9 protein-coding genes are annotated in these 15,744 nt (G+C 73.1%); 7 read left to right on the forward strand and 2 right to left on the reverse strand.

What is annotated here, in order from left to right; all coding sequences use genetic code 11:
• Positions 1 to 90: 90 nt before the first annotated feature.
• The 7 genes from ACTWP8_RS17335 (at position 91) to ACTWP8_RS17365 (ending at position 13,396) form a co-directional block, all read left to right on the forward strand.
• On the forward strand, positions 91 to 2,112 hold the full coding sequence (locus ACTWP8_RS17335) for a protein kinase domain-containing protein (RefSeq protein ID WP_443323030.1): 2,022 nt from the start codon (positions 91 to 93) through the stop codon (positions 2,110 to 2,112).
• Positions 2,113 to 2,261: 149 nt separating this feature from the next.
• A complete protein-coding gene (locus ACTWP8_RS17340) occupies positions 2,262 to 5,519 on the forward strand; it encodes a protein kinase (protein ID WP_443323031.1) in 3,258 nt (1,085 codons plus the stop codon).
• Between the two features lie 179 nt (positions 5,520 to 5,698).
• Positions 5,699 to 6,040, forward strand: coding sequence for a hypothetical protein (locus ACTWP8_RS17345; RefSeq protein ID WP_443323032.1), 342 nt, complete (start codon positions 5,699 to 5,701; stop codon positions 6,038 to 6,040).
• Between the two features lie 107 nt (positions 6,041 to 6,147).
• Positions 6,148 to 7,785 carry a serine/threonine-protein kinase gene (locus ACTWP8_RS17350; protein ID WP_443323033.1) on the forward strand — a complete coding sequence of 546 codons (1,638 nt, stop codon included), beginning with the start codon at positions 6,148 to 6,150 and terminating at the stop codon, positions 7,783 to 7,785.
• 307 nt (positions 7,786 to 8,092) lie between these two features.
• Positions 8,093 to 9,787, forward strand: coding sequence for a serine/threonine-protein kinase (locus tag ACTWP8_RS17355; protein WP_443323034.1), 1,695 nt, complete (start codon positions 8,093 to 8,095; stop codon positions 9,785 to 9,787).
• Between the two features lie 98 nt (positions 9,788 to 9,885).
• Positions 9,886 to 11,502 (forward strand): succinic semialdehyde dehydrogenase, encoded by a 1,617-nt coding sequence (locus ACTWP8_RS17360; protein ID WP_443323035.1) that lies wholly within the window; start codon positions 9,886 to 9,888, stop codon positions 11,500 to 11,502.
• Positions 11,503 to 11,593: 91 nt separating this feature from the next.
• Entirely contained in the window at positions 11,594 to 13,396 is a 1,803-nt protein-coding gene (locus ACTWP8_RS17365) for a GMC oxidoreductase (protein WP_443323036.1), read from the forward strand.
• A gap of 91 nt (positions 13,397 to 13,487) precedes the next feature.
• Here ACTWP8_RS17365 and ACTWP8_RS17370 read toward each other — a convergent pair whose 3' ends face one another.
• Positions 13,488 to 14,573, reverse strand: a complete 1,086-nt coding sequence (locus ACTWP8_RS17370; RefSeq protein ID WP_443323037.1) for an LAETG motif-containing sortase-dependent surface protein — start codon at positions 14,571 to 14,573, stop codon at positions 13,488 to 13,490.
• 554 nt (positions 14,574 to 15,127) lie between these two features.
• Positions 15,128 to 15,445 carry a chorismate mutase gene (locus ACTWP8_RS17375; RefSeq protein ID WP_443323038.1) on the reverse strand — a complete coding sequence of 106 codons (318 nt, stop codon included), beginning with the start codon at positions 15,443 to 15,445 and terminating at the stop codon, positions 15,128 to 15,130.
• Positions 15,446 to 15,744 lie beyond the last annotated feature (299 nt).

Raw genomic sequence — 15,744 nt, forward strand, 5'->3', positions numbered from 1 at the left:
ATCAGCAGCGCGCCATGATTCGCCATGTGCCGCCACGGAGCACAGCCAACTCGGCGCCATTGTGGATTGATTGCAGCGCTGAGGGGATTCATGTCGGAGGCGGAGCAGACGCAGGGCAGCACAGGACGCCTCCTCGCCGGACGCTACCGGCTGGGAGAGGTCCTCGGCCGCGGCGGCATGGGGACGGTCTGGCGGGCTGTCGACGAGACGCTCGGCCGGACGGTCGCGATCAAGGAGCTGCGCTTCTCGTCGAATGTCGACGAGGACGAGAAGCAGCGCCTCATCACCCGCACGCTGCGCGAGGCCAAGGCGATCGCGCGGGTCCGCAGCAGCGGCGCGGTCACCGTCTATGACGTGGTCGACGAGGACGACCGGCCCTGGATCGTCATGGAGTTGATCGAGGGCAAGTCCCTGGCGGAGGTCGTACGCGAGACCGGCGGGCTCACCCCGCACCGGGCCGCCGAGGTCGGGCTCGCGGTCCTCGACGTGCTGCGCGCCGCGCACCGCGAGGGCATCCTGCACCGCGACGTGAAGCCGTCCAATGTGCTGATCTCGGACGACGGCCGCGTCGTCCTCACCGACTTCGGCATCGCGCAGGTCGAGGGCGACCCGTCCGTCACCTCCACCGGCATGCTCGTCGGCGCGCCCTCGTACATCTCGCCGGAGCGCGCCCGCGGCCACAAGCCGGGGCCGCCCGCGGACCTGTGGTCGCTGGGCGGCCTGCTGTACGCGTGCGTGGAGGGCGTGCCGCCGTACGACAAGGGCTCGGCGCTCGCCACGCTGACCGCCGTCATGACCGAGCCGCTGGACCCGCCGAAGAGCGCGGGCCCGCTGGAGGAGGTCATCTACGGGCTGCTCGCGAAGGACCCGGCGCAGCGGCTGGACGACGCGGGGGCGCGGGCGCTGCTGACGGACGCGCTGAGCGCGCCGGAGGACCAGGGACCGGAGCCGCCGGCGGACCGGACGCGGATGATGGCGCTGCCGCCGACGCCGGTGGAGACGCCGAAGCTGGAGCGGAGGCCGAGGCCGAAGCCCAAGCTGGAGCGGGCGCAGAAGGCGGAGCGGAAGCCGAAGCCGGAGCAGGCGCAGAAGCCCGAAGGGAAGCCGGAGCAGGAGGCCGGTGAGAAGGCGGAGGAGAGCGCCGCGCCGAAGCCGTCGGCCGCGGCGCGTGCGGAGGTCGAGAAGCGGCTGCGGAGCGCGCTGGCGTCTGTGCGGAATGCAGCTGCCGGGTTGTCCTCCGCCTCCGCGTCCTCGGCCTCGTCGTCCTCTGCGTCGCCTTCGCCTTCGCCTGCGCCCGCCGCCGGTGACGATCGGTCGAGACCAGTGGCGGCGTTCTCCGTAACCGACGTGGTGCAGCGGCGGACGCTGGTGATCGTCGCCGTGGTGCTCGCGCTCGCGATCCTCGGGACGGTGCTCGCCCTCGCGATCGGCGACGGCGGCGACAGCGGTGACCAGGGCGGCAAGTCCCCGAGCGACAAGGCTGCTTCCGACTCCCGTCAGGGCAAGGGCGGCGAGAAGACCCCACCGCAGGACGAGGACCGGCAGTCGGACGCGCCGAAGCCGGGCTCGGGTGAGGACGCGGCGAAGCCGAAGGCGGGCTCCGGCTCGGACTCCGGCGATGACGCGGACGGCAAGGAAGGGGGCGAGGACGAACTGCCGGACGGCTACGCGCGGAAGACCGACTCCCGCTTCCACTTCACCATGGCCCTCCCCAAGGGCTGGAAGCGCACCGGCATCGCGGGCCAGAACTCCGGCGCCATCTACAGCAAGTCCGGCGGCTTCCCCCGCGTACAGGTCGACTTCAGCCCCAGCCCCAGCTCGGACGCCGTCGCCGCGTGGAAGAGCCTGGAGTCCGCCGTGCGCAACAGCTCGTCCGGCTACCGCTCCCTCGGCATCAAGAAGGTCGACTACCGCGGCTACCCGACCGTCGCCGACTGGTCCTTCGAGCGGGACCAGAACGGGCAGCGGGTGCGGATCCTCAACCGCGGCTTCAAGGTGGACGCCAGGCACGGCTACTCGATCATGATCACGTGCCGGGCGGCCGCGTGGGACGAGGACGAGTGCTCCACGCTCCGCGAGACCGCGTTCGACACCTTCCAGCCCAAGGACTGACCGGGGGCGAGCGCGGGCACGTATCGTAAGTTCTCGCGAACCACCGTACGCAGCCGCAACCGGGCGGAACGTGACCGGTTTTGACGGTTCGGAGCGGCCGCGGGGTACGAGTCGTGAGAGGTGTGGAACGCGCGCTACGGGGAGGCGTCGTGGACGACTACGCGGGTCGGGTGCTCGCCGACCGCTACCGCCTGCCCCGGCCGCCCTCCGACGCGTACGAGCTGATGGAGACCCGCGCGTTCGACACGTACAGCGGGCAGGAGGTGCTCGTCCGGCAGATACCGCTGCCTGAGGTCGTCGAGGCGGAGGTCGTTGACGCGGACGGGCGGTACGGCGGGAACGACCGGCGGTACGGCGGGAACGACGGGCGGTACGGGGCGGCGGGCGCGGGGGGCGGCGGCCCGGACCCGCGCCGACCCGCCGACCCGGCGGTCCGGCGAGCGATCGACGCCGCGGCCACGGCCGCGGGGCTGCCCGACCATCCGCGACTGGACCAGGTCTTCGACGTGTTCGCCGAGGGCGGCAGCCTGTGGGTCGTGAGCGAGTGGGTGGCGGCGCGGCCGCTGGCGGCGCTGCTCGCGGAGAGGCCCATGTCGCCCCACCGCGCGGCCGAGGTGGCCGCGGACATCCTCACGGCCCTCCGCGCCCTCCACGCGCACGGCTGGATCCACCGCAACATCACGGTCCGCACGGTTCTGGTGTGCGACGACGGCCGCGCCATGCTGACGGGTCTCGCGGCGGGCGCGGCGGAAGAGGCCCTCTGCGGCTACGACCCGATTCCCGGGCCACCGGCCGGGGAACGGGGCCCGTCCGCGGGCCCGGCGCCGACGGGCGGGGGCCCTGCCGCGGGCGGCCCGGCGGCCTCGGCCACCCCGGCCGTCGAACAGCGGACGCCCGGCGCCCGCCCGCACGCCGCCTCCGGCGCTGAAGGCAGCGCCGCGGCCCATCCAGGCGAGGCGGTGGCCCCCAAGCTCCCTGGACCCGGGGATGGTTGGGGCGCGGTGACGGGGCCGGGTGCGGCAGGCAGCCAGCAGAGCGGCCGCGGTACGGGGGCCGGGCCTGGTTCCGTTGGGGCAGGCGGACCCGAGAGCGGTGGACCCGGGGGCGGTTGGGGCGCGGGCGCGGGGCCCGGTGCGGCAGGTGGCCAGGGCGCCGATACGGGTGGTGCAGGCGGGGCCGGGGAGCACGCGGATCACACGAACCTTCGCGCCGCGCGGGCGGGGGCCATCGCCGCGTACCGTGCGGGCGCCCGCGCTGCCGCCCAGGCGAGCGCCCGCCTCGAACCGGACGCCCATGCCCCCGGACTTCCGGCCCCACGCGGCCACAACGTCGATGCCTCCCCCGTCAACCCCGGGGCGGAGGGCACCCCTTGGGCCGCCGATTCCGGAGGCGGCAACGCCGCATCCGGCTCGCGGTCGGCCGCAGACGACGCGTCCGCAGCGCAGCCGCCGACCGGTCCCGGGACGTCCTCGGACGCCTCCTGGCCGCCCGAGCCCACCGCGGGCAACCCCAACGGCGTCAGCCGCGTAGCGAGCCCTTACGGTGACGTCCCCGGCGACACGTACGGCGGAGCCGCGGCGCATGGCTGGGCCGAAGGGGACGGCCGCTCGAAGGCGCCCGAGCCGCGTGCCACGCAGGACCCGTCGAGTGGCGGATTCCCGGGCGCGGTGGGGCGTCCGGTGGGCTCCGGGAGCGAGGGTCCGGGGTTCGCCCCGGGCGAGGAGGGCCGCTCCAATGTGCCCGAGCCGCGTGGCGCGCAGGGGTCCCCGAGTGGCGGATTCCCCGGCGCGGGCAGGCAGGCCGGTGGTGCTGCGGGCCGCCTTGAGGGCTCGGTTCCACCCGGGCGGGAGGCGGGGCCTTCGGGTCTGCCCGCACCTCGAGGCGGGTACGGCGCGGGCGGGCGCCCGGAGGACTCCGGGAGCGAGGGCCCGGCGTCCGCTTCGGGCGAGGAGGGCCGCTCCAATGTGCCCGAGCCGCGTGGCTCGCAGGGGCCTCCGAGTCGTGGGTTCCCCGGTGCGGCAGGTGCGGCAAGTGGCGCAGGCGCGGCCGGGCGGGCCGCTCACGACGCCGCTCACCTCGGCCGTGGCGCCGGGGGTGAGGCCGGCGGTGACGTAGACCGCGGCGCGCCCGATGCCTATCGGGGGCCCACGACGCGGCTGGCCGCTGAGCGGGCGCGGCAGGCGCGGATGGTGGTTGTCGGGGCCGTCACCGAGCGGTGGGCGCCCGAGCAGGCCGGGCCCGTGCACGAGAACTGGCAGCTCGCCCCGCCCATCGGCCCCGCCACCGACCTCTGGGCCCTCGGCGCCCTGCTCTTCCGGGCCGTCCAGGGCCACGCCCCCTTCCCCGAGGAGAGCGCCGCCGAGCTCGTACAGCTCGTCTGCTCCGAGCCCCCCGCCTTCGCCGAGGAGTGCGGCCCGCTGCGCCCCGTCGTCGAGTCGCTGCTCCGCCAGGATCCCACCGAGCGCCCGGACTTCGAGGAGCTGCGCGGCTGGCTGCGCTCGCTCGTGCGGTCCGCGCCCGAGCCGGACCTCGGCAGCCGTGCGGTCACCGTCCCGTCCCTCGGCAGCGGCGAGCCCGCGGACCCGCGCCGCCTGCCGGTCGTGCGGCGCCGCGGCGAGCTGGTCCGCAGGCGCCGCACGGCCGCGCCCGCGGTCGCACGCGGCCGCCACAAGCGTGCCCGCGAAAAGCGGGTACGCGGTGGCGGCGCGCGCGGCCCGCGCAGCCTCGGCCGTACGCTCGTCGGCCTGATACTGCTCGCGCTGATCGCCGCCATCGCGTACGCCGCGCTGTTCATGCCCGGCGCGGACGAGGACGGCAGCCGCGGGCGGAACCGCCAGGAGGACCGTACGGGCGCGGCGGGCGCGGCCAGTTCGGCACCGGCGCCCGGGCCGACCGCCGACGGCGACGGGACTCCCCGGTCCCAGGAGCCGCAGTCCACCGAACCCGCCGACCTCCCCAAGGGCTTCGCCGTCCGCAAGGACCCCGCCGGCTTCGCCCTCGCCGTGCACGAGGACTGGGAGCGGCGCGGCGAGAACTCCCGCGGCCAGATCCGTTATCTGGGCGGCGACCACGAGCTCATCGTCGTCCCCGGCCGTGACTCCGTCGCCGACTTCGGTGCCGACCCGATGGCGTACCAGCAGGACAAGGAGCGGGAGCTCGAGCCGTTCCGCGACTCCCAGTGGTCGTCGGCGTCCGGGCTGCGCCGTATCGACGTCGGCAGCACCGCGATGGCCGAAGGAACGTTCAACTGGAAGGACACCAGCGGCCGGGAGGTCTATGCCCGCAACCTGGCGATGATCGTCGACGGGCGCTACCACCTCATCCTCGTCATCGGCCCGGCCGACGAGCGGGAGGCCCTGAGCGAGTTCTACCAGCAGGCCGCCGACACGTACCGCACCACCGGCTGACGACCTGGCGCCGCAGTCTCTCTCGTGCCGGTCAACGCCCGGCGTACGCAACCGCTGGGCGCCCGCCGGGCGGCGAGGCCGGGGCGTCGGTCACGCGCCCCGACGGGACCGACGGCCACGCGCACACCATGTGCCGTCTTCGCGGACACGGGTGCGTTCGAACCGCTACAATCGAACTCATGTACTACTGGGAGCGTCCGACACACGAGCCGTCGTGCGAAGCCACCGAAGCCCAGGGCCGCTCCGGGCGGAGCGGCCAGGATGTGCGAACGGATCTGTACGCACCGGGATATGAGCCCGCCGCGTGGATCTGGGCGAGCGGGGGGTGGCGGTTCGGTGTCATCCGGTCCCGCCACCGGTACGCGGACGGTGCCACCGAGCTCCACGTCGATCTCGCCATCGGCATGGACCAGTTCCGGCGCGTGTACCGCTGGCCGCAGCCCGGAGTCCTCCCCGCCCACCCCGGCCGCCGGCTGACCCGTCAGCCCACCAGCTCGTCGATGCCCTTGCGGCATGGCTGACTTCGCGTTGACCGGCCGGCGCGGCGACCGACCTCGCTGCCCTCCGCGATCACCCACATGCCCGAGGCCCCATCCCGGTTGCGGAACCTGTGGGGCAGGATGGGCCCATGGGGAGCTTCCGGGGCGAGGGTGACCGCCTCATCGCCGGGCGGTATCGGCTGGGCACGCGCGTGGGGCGCGGCGGCATGGGCACCGTGTGGCGGGCCACGGACGAGGTTCTCGGGCGCGAGGTGGCGGTCAAGGAATTCCAGGTGGAGGAAGGGCTCCCGGACGAGCAGGCCCGGAGCCGGCGGGAGCGGACGTTCCGGGAGGCGCGTGCGGTCGCGCAGATCCAGCACCCCGGCGTGATCGTCGTGCACGACGTGGCCGAGCAGGACGAGCGGCCGTGGATCGTCATGGAGCTGGTCGACGGGCGGTCCCTGTCCGACCAGTTGGCCGCCGAGGGGCCGGTCCCGCCGCGCGAGGCGGCCCGGATCGGCCTGGCCCTCCTCGGCGCGCTGCGGGCCGCGCACGCGCACGGCGTGCTGCACCGTGACCTCAAGCCCGCGAACGTACTGATGGAGTCGTCCACCGGCCGGGTCGTCCTGACGGACTTCGGGATCGCCCATGTCCCGGGTGGCTCGACCATCACCGAGACGGGGTCGTTCGTCGGCACGCCCGAATACACCGCGCCGGAGCAAATGTCGGGCGGCCGTACGGGGCCTGAGTCGGACCTGTGGTCGCTCGGAGCGCTGCTGTGCGCGGCGACCAGCGGCAAGTCCCCGTTCCACCGCGACACGTTGGGCGGGGTGCTGCACGCCGTCGTGTCGGACGAGATCCGGCCCCCGGAGACCGTGCGCCCGTTGCTGCCGGTCGTACGGGGACTGCTGGAGCGGGACCCGGAGCGGCGGCTGGACGCGGCGGGGGCGGAGCGGCTGCTCGCGGAGTACCTGCGGACGGGCCACATGCCGGAGGCGCCGCACGCGTACACGCCCACTGAGCGGGTGCTCCACGGCGTGCCGTCCGTCGCCGCCCGGAGGCCGGGGCCCGGGGGCGGCCGGCCCCGGTCGCCCTCGGCACGCGCGCGTGCGGTCCTCGCTGCCGCGCTGCTGGTCGCGTCGGCGGCGGGCGCGGGGGTGGCGGCTGTGGCGATGCTGCTGGACGAGACGGGCGACGGGAAGGGCTCGGGCGGGGCCACGGCGACGGATGAGCCGACGACACGGCCCACGAGCGGGCGGCCCACGGCGTCGCCGACCGTGACCGTCACCTCGACGCGGACAGCGACGCGCGCGCCGACGCCGACGGGGAACCCGGCGCCGCCCGGCTACCGCACCGTCTCCGACCCCGCCGGCTTCCGGCTCGCCGTACCCGACGACTTCACCCGCTCCTTCGAGCCGCCGCGGATTTTCTACTACTCGCCGGGGAAGGTCTTCCGGCTCGGCGTCCACATCCAGGACACGGTGGCAGGCGGGCCGCCGGCCGCGATGCGGAGGGCGGACGCGGAGGGTCCTGACCGGTACGAGGGCTACCGGGACGGGGAGGTCACGGCGACGACGCACGACGGGAACCGGGCGGCGCTCTGGGAGTTCACGTGGGACGGCTTCGCCGGGGACGCCGGCCCGCGGCACACGGTGGATCTGAGCTGGGAAGAGGACGGCAAGATGTACGACGTGTGGGTCTCGGCGCCGGTCGGCGAACGCGCCGCGGCGCGCCGCCACTTCGACACGGCGCTGGAGACCTTCGTCGTCACGAAGCCGAAGTCCTGACCGGCCCTGCGCGCCGGGCCTCCGCGCAGGCCCTCCGCGCAGGCCGTACGCCCGCGCCTGGCCTCGGCGCCCGGCTGCGGCGCTTCGCGCCCGGCTGCCCGCACCGGCCTGCCGGTGCACCGCCCTTCCCAACCCACCCTCCCTCATAACCGACGGTGCTTGCCCGTTGCGAGGCGCTCGGCCTTGCGGGGCGGGTTGTGGGGAAGACCGCGCGGCAGGGCCACTGGTGCGGGGGAGTGTCACGGTGCTGCATCCGGTCGTCGGCTTCGCTGGATAACGCCGGCCGGTAACCGGTAATGATGAGTCCATGACTAACCTCGGGGGACGGGCGAACGAGCCCACCAGCTACGGCCTCCAGCCGCCTGCCCAGCCGCAGCCGCACCCGCACGAGCCCACGCAGGCCGCGCAGCCGCCCGCCCAGAGCCCCGCCCCCGGCGTCCCCGCCCCCTCCGGCCCCGCGCACCCGCCGACCGCCCCCGGCGCCTCCTCCGCCGACCCCGACACCGGCCGCGTCATCGGCGGCCGCTACCGGCTCGACTCCCGCCTCGGACACGGCGGCATGGGCACCGTCTGGAAGGCCCACGACGTGGTCGTCGACCGCGATGTGGCGGTCAAGGAGCCCCGCGTCCCCGACCACCTGCCCGAGCGCGAGCGCCAGACCGTCCACCAGCGGATGCAGCGCGAGGCCCGCGCCGCCGCCCGTATCGACCACCCCTCCGTGGTCACCGTCCACGACGTGGTCGTCGAGAACGGCCGCCCCTGGATCGTGATGGAGCTCGTACGGGGCCACTCGCTCGCCGACCGCCTTCAGGAGGGCACGCTCGACCCGCGCGAGGCGGCCCGTATCGGCCTCGCCGTCCTCGGCGCGCTGTCCGCCGCGCACGAGGCGGGCGTGCTGCACCGCGACGTCAAGCCGGACAACGTCCTGCTGGGCCGTCACGACCGCGTGGTCCTCACGGACTTCGGCATCGCGCAGGTCGAGGGCGAGCAGGGCCTGACCGAGACCGGCGCGTTCGTCGGCTCGCCAGAATTCATCGCTCCGGAAAGGGTGTTGGGGCAGCGCCCCGGCCCCGAGTCCGACCTCTGGTCGCTGGGCGTGGTGCTGTACGCGGCGGTCGAGGGCATGTCGCCGTACCGCCGCTCGACCACCCCGGCCACCCTGCAGGCCGTGCTGTCGGCCGAACCGCAGATGCCCGCCCGCGGCGCGGGCGCGCTCGGCACGCTGATCATGCAGTTGCTGAGGAAGGACCCGGGGGCCCGCCCTTCGGCGTACGAGGTCCGGCAGACCCTGGAGTCCGTGGCGCGCCCGCCGCAGCCCTCCGAGGCGGTGACGCGGCTCTACGGCGCGGGCACCGGCGCCGGAGCCGCCGCCGGTGCCACCGGCGGCGGCGCCCTGCTCCCGCCGATCCTCCAGGGCAACCGCAAGGCCCAACTCGGCCTGGGCGGCGGGGTACTGGCGGTCGTCGTCGCCCTGGTCCTGCTCCTCGCGAACCCCTTCGCGGCGGACGAGATGCCCGCGAACTGGGTGGTGCGCGAGGAGGGCGAGGTGGTCGGCGCCTCGCTGGCCGTCCCCAAGGACTACAAGCGGACGGTCAGCCCCGACGACCACTACGTCGAGTTCGCCGATCCCAGTGGCGTGTTCGGCGTCGAGGTGGGCCTCTACACCGAGGACATCGGGACGACCGCCGAAGAGGCCGACGGGTGGGTCGACTACTACGAGAAGGGCGGCTACAACGAGACCGAAATGGCGGCGGTCCGGAGCACGACGAAGAAGGCGACCCAGCAGGGCAGGCCCGCCGCTCAGGTCGAGACGGTATACAAGCCGTACAACTACGACGAGGACGACATCTCGTATCGCAAGCGGGACCACATCTACGTGGACAAGGCGAAGAAGCGGTCGCTGGTGCTCACCGTCACCATGCCCGCCGAGGGCGAGGCCTCTAAGGACGGCCAGCGCCTCTTCGAGGAGGTCGTGAAGTACCTGGAAGTCCAGGACCTCTGAGCCTTCTGCCAGCAAACACTGGCGCGATTGTGGACGACCAGTGAAAACGAGTTACTGCTGGGTACCCAAAGCGTCCGCCCCGGAATACCCTCAGCCGCATGACGGACACGCAGGACACCGCGGCAGAGACCCCGCGCAACCCGGTCTTCAGCGCCCCCGAGGGCACCCGTACCGCGGCCGACGTCGTCACCCCCGAGCTGGTCGTCCAGCTCACCCGCGGAGTCGTCGGCTCGGGCAGTACCGCCAACCACACCCCCTTCACCGGGGAGAAGCTGGCCGACCTGCCGGAGTCCACCCCGGAGGACGTGGCCACCGCCTTCGAGCGGGCACGCGAGGCCCAGAAGGCGTGGGCCGCCACGCCCGTACGGCAGCGCGCCGCCGTCCTGCTGCGCTTCCACGACCTGGTGCTGGAGCGCCAGGCCGAGGTGCTCGACCTCATACAGCTGGAGACCGGCAAGGCGCGGCTGCACGCGCACGAGGAGGTGCAGGCGGTCGCCATGGCCGCCCGGCACTATGGGCGCAAGGCTCCGGGGTACCTGCGGCCCAAGCGCCACTCCGGCGCCGTGCCGACCCTCACCAAGGTCACCGAGCTGCGCCAGCCGCGCGGCGTCGTCGGCCAGATCGCGCCGTGGAACTACCCGTTCGAGCTGTCCGTCGGCGACGCGCTCCCCGCCTTCGCCGCGGGCAACGCGGTCGTCATGAAGCCCGACACCGAGACCGCGCTGACCGCCCTGTGGGCTCGTGATCTGCTGATCGAGGCAGGGCTTCCCGCGGGCGTGTGGCAGGTCGTCCTCGGTGAGGGCCCGGTGGTCGGCCCGGCCGTCGTCGAGCGCGCCGATTACGTCTCCTTCACCGGCTCGACCCGCACCGGCCGCGAGGTCGCCCGGAGCGCGGCCGCCCGGCTGGTCGGCTGCTCGCTCGAACTCGGCGGCAAGAACGCGATGCTGGTGCTCCACGACGCGGACATCGAGAAGGCGGCGGCGGGCGCGGTCCGCGGCTGCTTCTCCTCCGCGGGACAGCTGTGCATCTCCATCGAGCGGCTGTACGTCCACGAGTCGGTCGCCGACGCCTTCGTCGAGCGCTTCGCCGCCCGCACGCGCGCGATGCGGCTCGGCTCGGCGCTCGCCTACGGCGCCGACATGGGCTCGCTGGTCTCCGAGCGCCAGCTCGAGACCGTCACCCGGCACGTCCAGGAGGCCGTCGAGAAGGGCGCGAAGCTCGTCGCGGGCGGCCGCCACAGGCCCGACATCGGCCCGCTCTTCTACGAGCCGACGATCCTCGACGGCGTGGAGGCGCCGATGGCCGTGTGCGCGGAGGAGACCTTCGGGCCCGTCGTGTCCATCTACCGGTTCAGCGACGAGGACGACGCCGTCGCGCTCGCCAACGCCACGCCGTACGGCCTGAACGCCAGTGTCTGGACCAAGGACGGGCGGCGCGGGCGTGCGGTCGCGGCACGGCTGCGCACCGGGACGGTCAACGTCAACGAGTCGTACGCCGCCGGGTACGGGAGTGTGCAGGCGCCGATGGGTGGCATGGGGGACTCGGGTCTCGGACGCCGCCACGGCTCTGAGGGCATCCTCAAGTACACCGAGGCCCAGACCGTCGCCCACCAGCGACTGATGCCGCTGGCGCCGTCCTTCGGCATGGACGACGCCCAGTACGCCCAGTTCATGACCCGCAGCCTGCGCGCCATGAAGATCTTCCGCTTGCGCTGACCCCGACCACCCACCCACCCGCCCTTTCGTCTTCGGCCCTGTGGTGAAGCACAGGCGCGGGCTCCGAGCCGCACGTTCCACGGAGGTACCAGTGTCACGGGACGAGTCCGCCCCCGATCAGGTCCACGACTACGACGTCATCGTCGTCGGCTCCGGCTTCGGCGGTTCCGTCGCCGCACTGCGCCTGACCGAGAAGGGCTACCGCGTCGGCGTCCTCGAAGCGGGCCGCCGCTTCACCAGGGACACCCTGCCCAAGAACTCCTGGGACGTCCGGAACTTCCTCTGGGCCCCGGCCCTCGGCCTCTACGGTATCCAGCGCATCCACCTGCTCAACAACGTCATGATCCTGGCAGGAGCCGGAGTCGGCGGCGGTTCCCTCAACTACGCCAACACCCTCTACGTACCGCCCAAGGCGTTCTTCGAGGACCGCCAGTGGGGCCACATCACCGACTGGCAGGAGGAGCTGAAGCCGTACTACGACCAGGCTCAGCGCATGCTCGGCGTCCGGCTCAACCCCACCCTCACCCCCTCCGACGTGCACCTCAAGGCGACGGCCGAGCGCATGGGCGTCGGCGACAGCTTCCACCTGGCGCCCGTCGGCGTCTTCTTCGGCGACGGGAAGGACGCCGAGGGGGACGCGAAGGCGCGGGCGAAGGCGGGCGAGGAGGTGCCCGACCCGTATTTCGGCGGCGCGGGACCGGCACGGCGGGCCTGCACCGAGTGCGGCGAGTGCATGACCGGCTGCCGCCACGGCGCGAAGAACACCCTCAACGAGAACTACCTCTACCTCGCCGAGAATGCCGGGGCGGTCGTCCACCCGATGACGACCGTGACAGCCGTCTACGAGGACGGCTTCGGCGGCTACTTCGTCTCGACCGTCCCCACCGACAAGAAGCGCTCCGCCAAGCCCAGGACCCTGCGCACGCAGCAGGTCGTCATCGCCGCCGGCACGTACGGCACGCAGACGCTGCTGCACACCATGCGGGACAAGGGCCTGCTGCCCCGCGTCTCCGACAGGCTCGGCCACCTGACCCGTACCAACTCCGAGGCCCTGGTGGGCGCGATGACCGACAGCCGCCGCTACCGCAGGAAGCACGGCGAGCCGGCCGACTTCACCCGGGGCGTCGCGATCACGTCCTCGATCCACCCCAACGACACCACCCACATCGAGCCGGTCCGCTACGGCAAGGGCTCGAATGCGATGGGCGCCATGTCCATCCTCCAGGTGCCGTACGGGGGCCGGGCGCCGCGCGTACTGTCCTGGCTCGCGAACTGTGCCCGGCACCCGTGGCTCGTGCTGCGCTCGCTGTCCAACCGCCGCTGGTCGGAGCGCACCATCATCGGCCTGGTCATGCAGACCCTGGACAACTCGCTGACCACGTACCGGAAACCGAAGGGCCCGGGCAAGGGCCTGCTCACCGCCCGGCAGGGGCACGGCGCGCCCAACCCGAAGCAGATCCCCGAGGCCACGCAGGCCGCGAGCATCCTCGCCGAGGAGATCAACGGCTTCCCGGGCAGCAACGTCGGCGAGCTGATGGGCACCCCGCTCACGGCCCACTTCCTGGGCGGCTGCCCGATCGGCGAGGACGCGGAACACGGCGTCATCGACCCGTACCACCGGCTGTACGGGCACCCGGGCGTCCACGTCGTCGACGGCTCGGCGGTCTCGGCGAATCTGGGCGTCAACCCGTCGCTGACCATCACGGCGCAGGCCGAGCGGGCGATGTCGCTGTGGCCCAACAAGGGCGAGGAGGACCTGCGTCCGGAGCAGGGCACGGCGTACGCCCGGCTGGCGGCGGTGCCGCCGAAGGCACCGGCCGTCCCCGAGGAGGCCTTCGGGGCGCTGCGGCTGCCGGTCCTGCCGGTACCGGTGGTGCCGCCGAAGAAGCCGTAGCCGGAGCGCTGCGCGGGGCACGACGAAGGGGCACGACGAAGGGGCCGCACCCCCCTCCGGTGCGGCCCCTTCATACGGGTATGGCTGTCGCTTACGCGGCGGCCTCGGAGCCCGCGGCCTTGCGGCGGCGGACGACGAAGACGGCGCCGGCGCCCACGACCATGGCGACACCGCCGATAGTGGCGATCGTCGGCAGCGCGGACGACGAACCGGTCTCGGCGAGGTTGCCGGTCACCGGCAGCTCCTTGACACCGCCCTGCGGCTTGGTGTCGGGACCGGGCTTGTCGCCCGGCTTGCCGTCACCGGGCTTGGCCTCGCCCGGGTTGCCCGGGTTGCTGCCCGGCTTGAGAACGGTGAAGTAGTAGTCGGCGCCCGCGCTTTCGGCGATGCACTCCTGGCCCTCGACGTTGTCCAGGTAGGCACCGGTGCCGAAGGAGTAGCTGTCACCGGCAGGGGCGTTCTTGTGGATGTTGACCCGGAGGTCGACCTTCACGAAGTCGTTGGACTTCAGGCTCTCCACGCCCCAGAAGTAGCCGCCCGCGAACTCCTTGCTGCCGATGGTCTCCCACTGCTTGGAGACCGGGTTGCGGAACTCCAGGTCGATGTAGGGGCTGAGCCACTTCGACTCGTCGATCTCGAAGTTCTCCACCTCGGCCCAGAGCGCGACCTCCTTGAGGTCCGCCTCGGAGGTGTTGCTGACGGTCAGGTTGAAGTTCGTCCAGCCGCTGCCTGCGACGACCTTGCCCGGCAGGCCGGAGATCTTCGCGCTGAGCGCCTTCTCCTCGTAGTTCTCGTCGACCTCCTCGCAGTACGGCGGGATGGTCGGCTCCTCGGTCGGCTCGCCGGTCGGCTCGTCGGTGGGCTCGTCGGTCGGCTCGTCCGTGGGCTCGCCGGTCGGCTCGTCGGTCGGCTCGTCCGTGGGCTCGTCCGTGGGCTCGCCGGTCGGCTCGTCGGTCGGCTCGTCCGTGGGCTCGTCGGTGGGCTCGTCGGTGGGCTCGTCCGTCGGCTCGTCCGTCGGTTCGTCGGTCGGCTCGTCCGTCGGCGGTGTGCTGGGGTCCTCCGAGGCGGTCGAGGTGAACTCGTTCGGGTCCGCGTAGGCGGCGGGCGCGGCGAGCAGCGCAGCCGGGGCTATGACAGCCGTCGCGGCAGCGGTCGCCAGAGCGCGGCGGATCTTCATGAGACCTCTTCTGGGTCCGAGTGCTGTGGGTGCAGCACTGCATGGGGAGGCCGTCGCGGTGGGGGAGCGCGGTATGGCCGTGCGTTTGCAGATAAGTGACCCGTAAGAGATGGGGAAGGTTGTGCGAGCGATGTCGCGAGATTCGCGTGACCTGTGTCACTGATGTGACGAGGGTGACTCTCGTGAAACCGGAGGAGTCCGCCCCAAGGTGCAGCGTGAAGGGTGAAAGAGGAGACGGCCGGTCCCGGGCGTCCCGAGGACCGGCCGTTCCTGTTGGCCGTGACCGGGCCGCTGTCCCCTGCTGACCGGTCACGCGCTGGAGCGCGGTCCCACGACGCGCACCGCGTCACACGCTCCAGCGATTCCGCCCTGTTGCTGTTGGGCGCCCCGTAGAACGAGGGCGGAGCCACGCGTGGTTGCTTCGGCCGCCCCTGGCTGGCACGGACACCGGGACCAACGAAGGTGCTCGGGCCCGGTCACGCGCCGTACGGGTGACGGCCCCCGGCCCGTATGAGCTGCGTATGAGCCGCGTATGAACGGCAAGCCGCCACAGGTCATACACGGCCGCGGCACAGCTCCAGCAGCGTCATCGCCAGCGCCGTCCCCGGCTTGCCCAGCTGCTCCCTGTAGTGGCTGAGGATCTCCATCTCGCGGGAGAGGTTCACGCGCCGCCCTCCGGAGGCGATCCTGGCCTGCTGGATGACGGCCGAGACCGCCATCCGTTCCTGTACGAGGCCGATGATCCGGGAGTCAAGATCGTCGATCCGGCCGCGGGCGTCGGTGATGTCGGCGGCGGCCTGCTCGGTGCGGGCGCCGGTGTCGGTACCGGCGCCGGCGTCGGTCGGGGCGGGGGCCGCGGTGGGGTTGCTCATGTCCGTATCTCCTCGGGGTCGTAGTGGCCGGCCCCCGGGGGCGACGATCACGGCCCGGACAACGCAGGACGCCCCGGGCCTTGTCGGCCCGGGGCGCCTGGGAAGTCGCTTGTCAGTGGCTCAAGCAGCACGACCATGGCAGCCGGACGGGCCGGGTGCCATAGGTAAAGCCGAAGGTCATGTGCCGAGACATGCGGATCAGTATGGCGTGGACCGCGACGGCGGGCCAGCAGCCGCCCGGATGGTGAGACGCGGAGGTCACCGCGTACCCCCGTTAGAATCGAGACCACACACCCCGT

The sequence above is a fragment of the Streptomyces sp. 7N604 genome, assembly GCF_052245475.1.
Lineage (GTDB): Bacteria > Actinomycetota > Actinomycetes > Streptomycetales > Streptomycetaceae > Streptomyces.

Excerpts from the sequence above, each read along its gene's own strand:
- ACTWP8_RS17335 (WP_443323030.1), top strand. The coding sequence starts at position 91 with ATGTCGGAGGCGGAGCAGACGCAGGGCAGCACAGGACGCCTCCTCGCC.
- ACTWP8_RS17345 (WP_443323032.1), top strand. The coding sequence starts at position 5,699 with ATGTACTACTGGGAGCGTCCGACACACGAGCCGTCGTGCGAAGCCACC.
- ACTWP8_RS17350 (WP_443323033.1), top strand. The coding sequence starts at position 6,148 with ATGGGGAGCTTCCGGGGCGAGGGTGACCGCCTCATCGCCGGGCGGTAT.
- ACTWP8_RS17355 (WP_443323034.1), top strand. The coding sequence starts at position 8,093 with ATGACTAACCTCGGGGGACGGGCGAACGAGCCCACCAGCTACGGCCTC.
- ACTWP8_RS17360 (WP_443323035.1), top strand. The coding sequence starts at position 9,886 with ATGACGGACACGCAGGACACCGCGGCAGAGACCCCGCGCAACCCGGTC.
- ACTWP8_RS17370 (WP_443323037.1), bottom strand. The coding sequence starts at position 14,573 with ATGAAGATCCGCCGCGCTCTGGCGACCGCTGCCGCGACGGCTGTCATA.
- ACTWP8_RS17375 (WP_443323038.1), bottom strand. The coding sequence starts at position 15,445 with ATGAGCAACCCCACCGCGGCCCCCGCCCCGACCGACGCCGGCGCCGGT.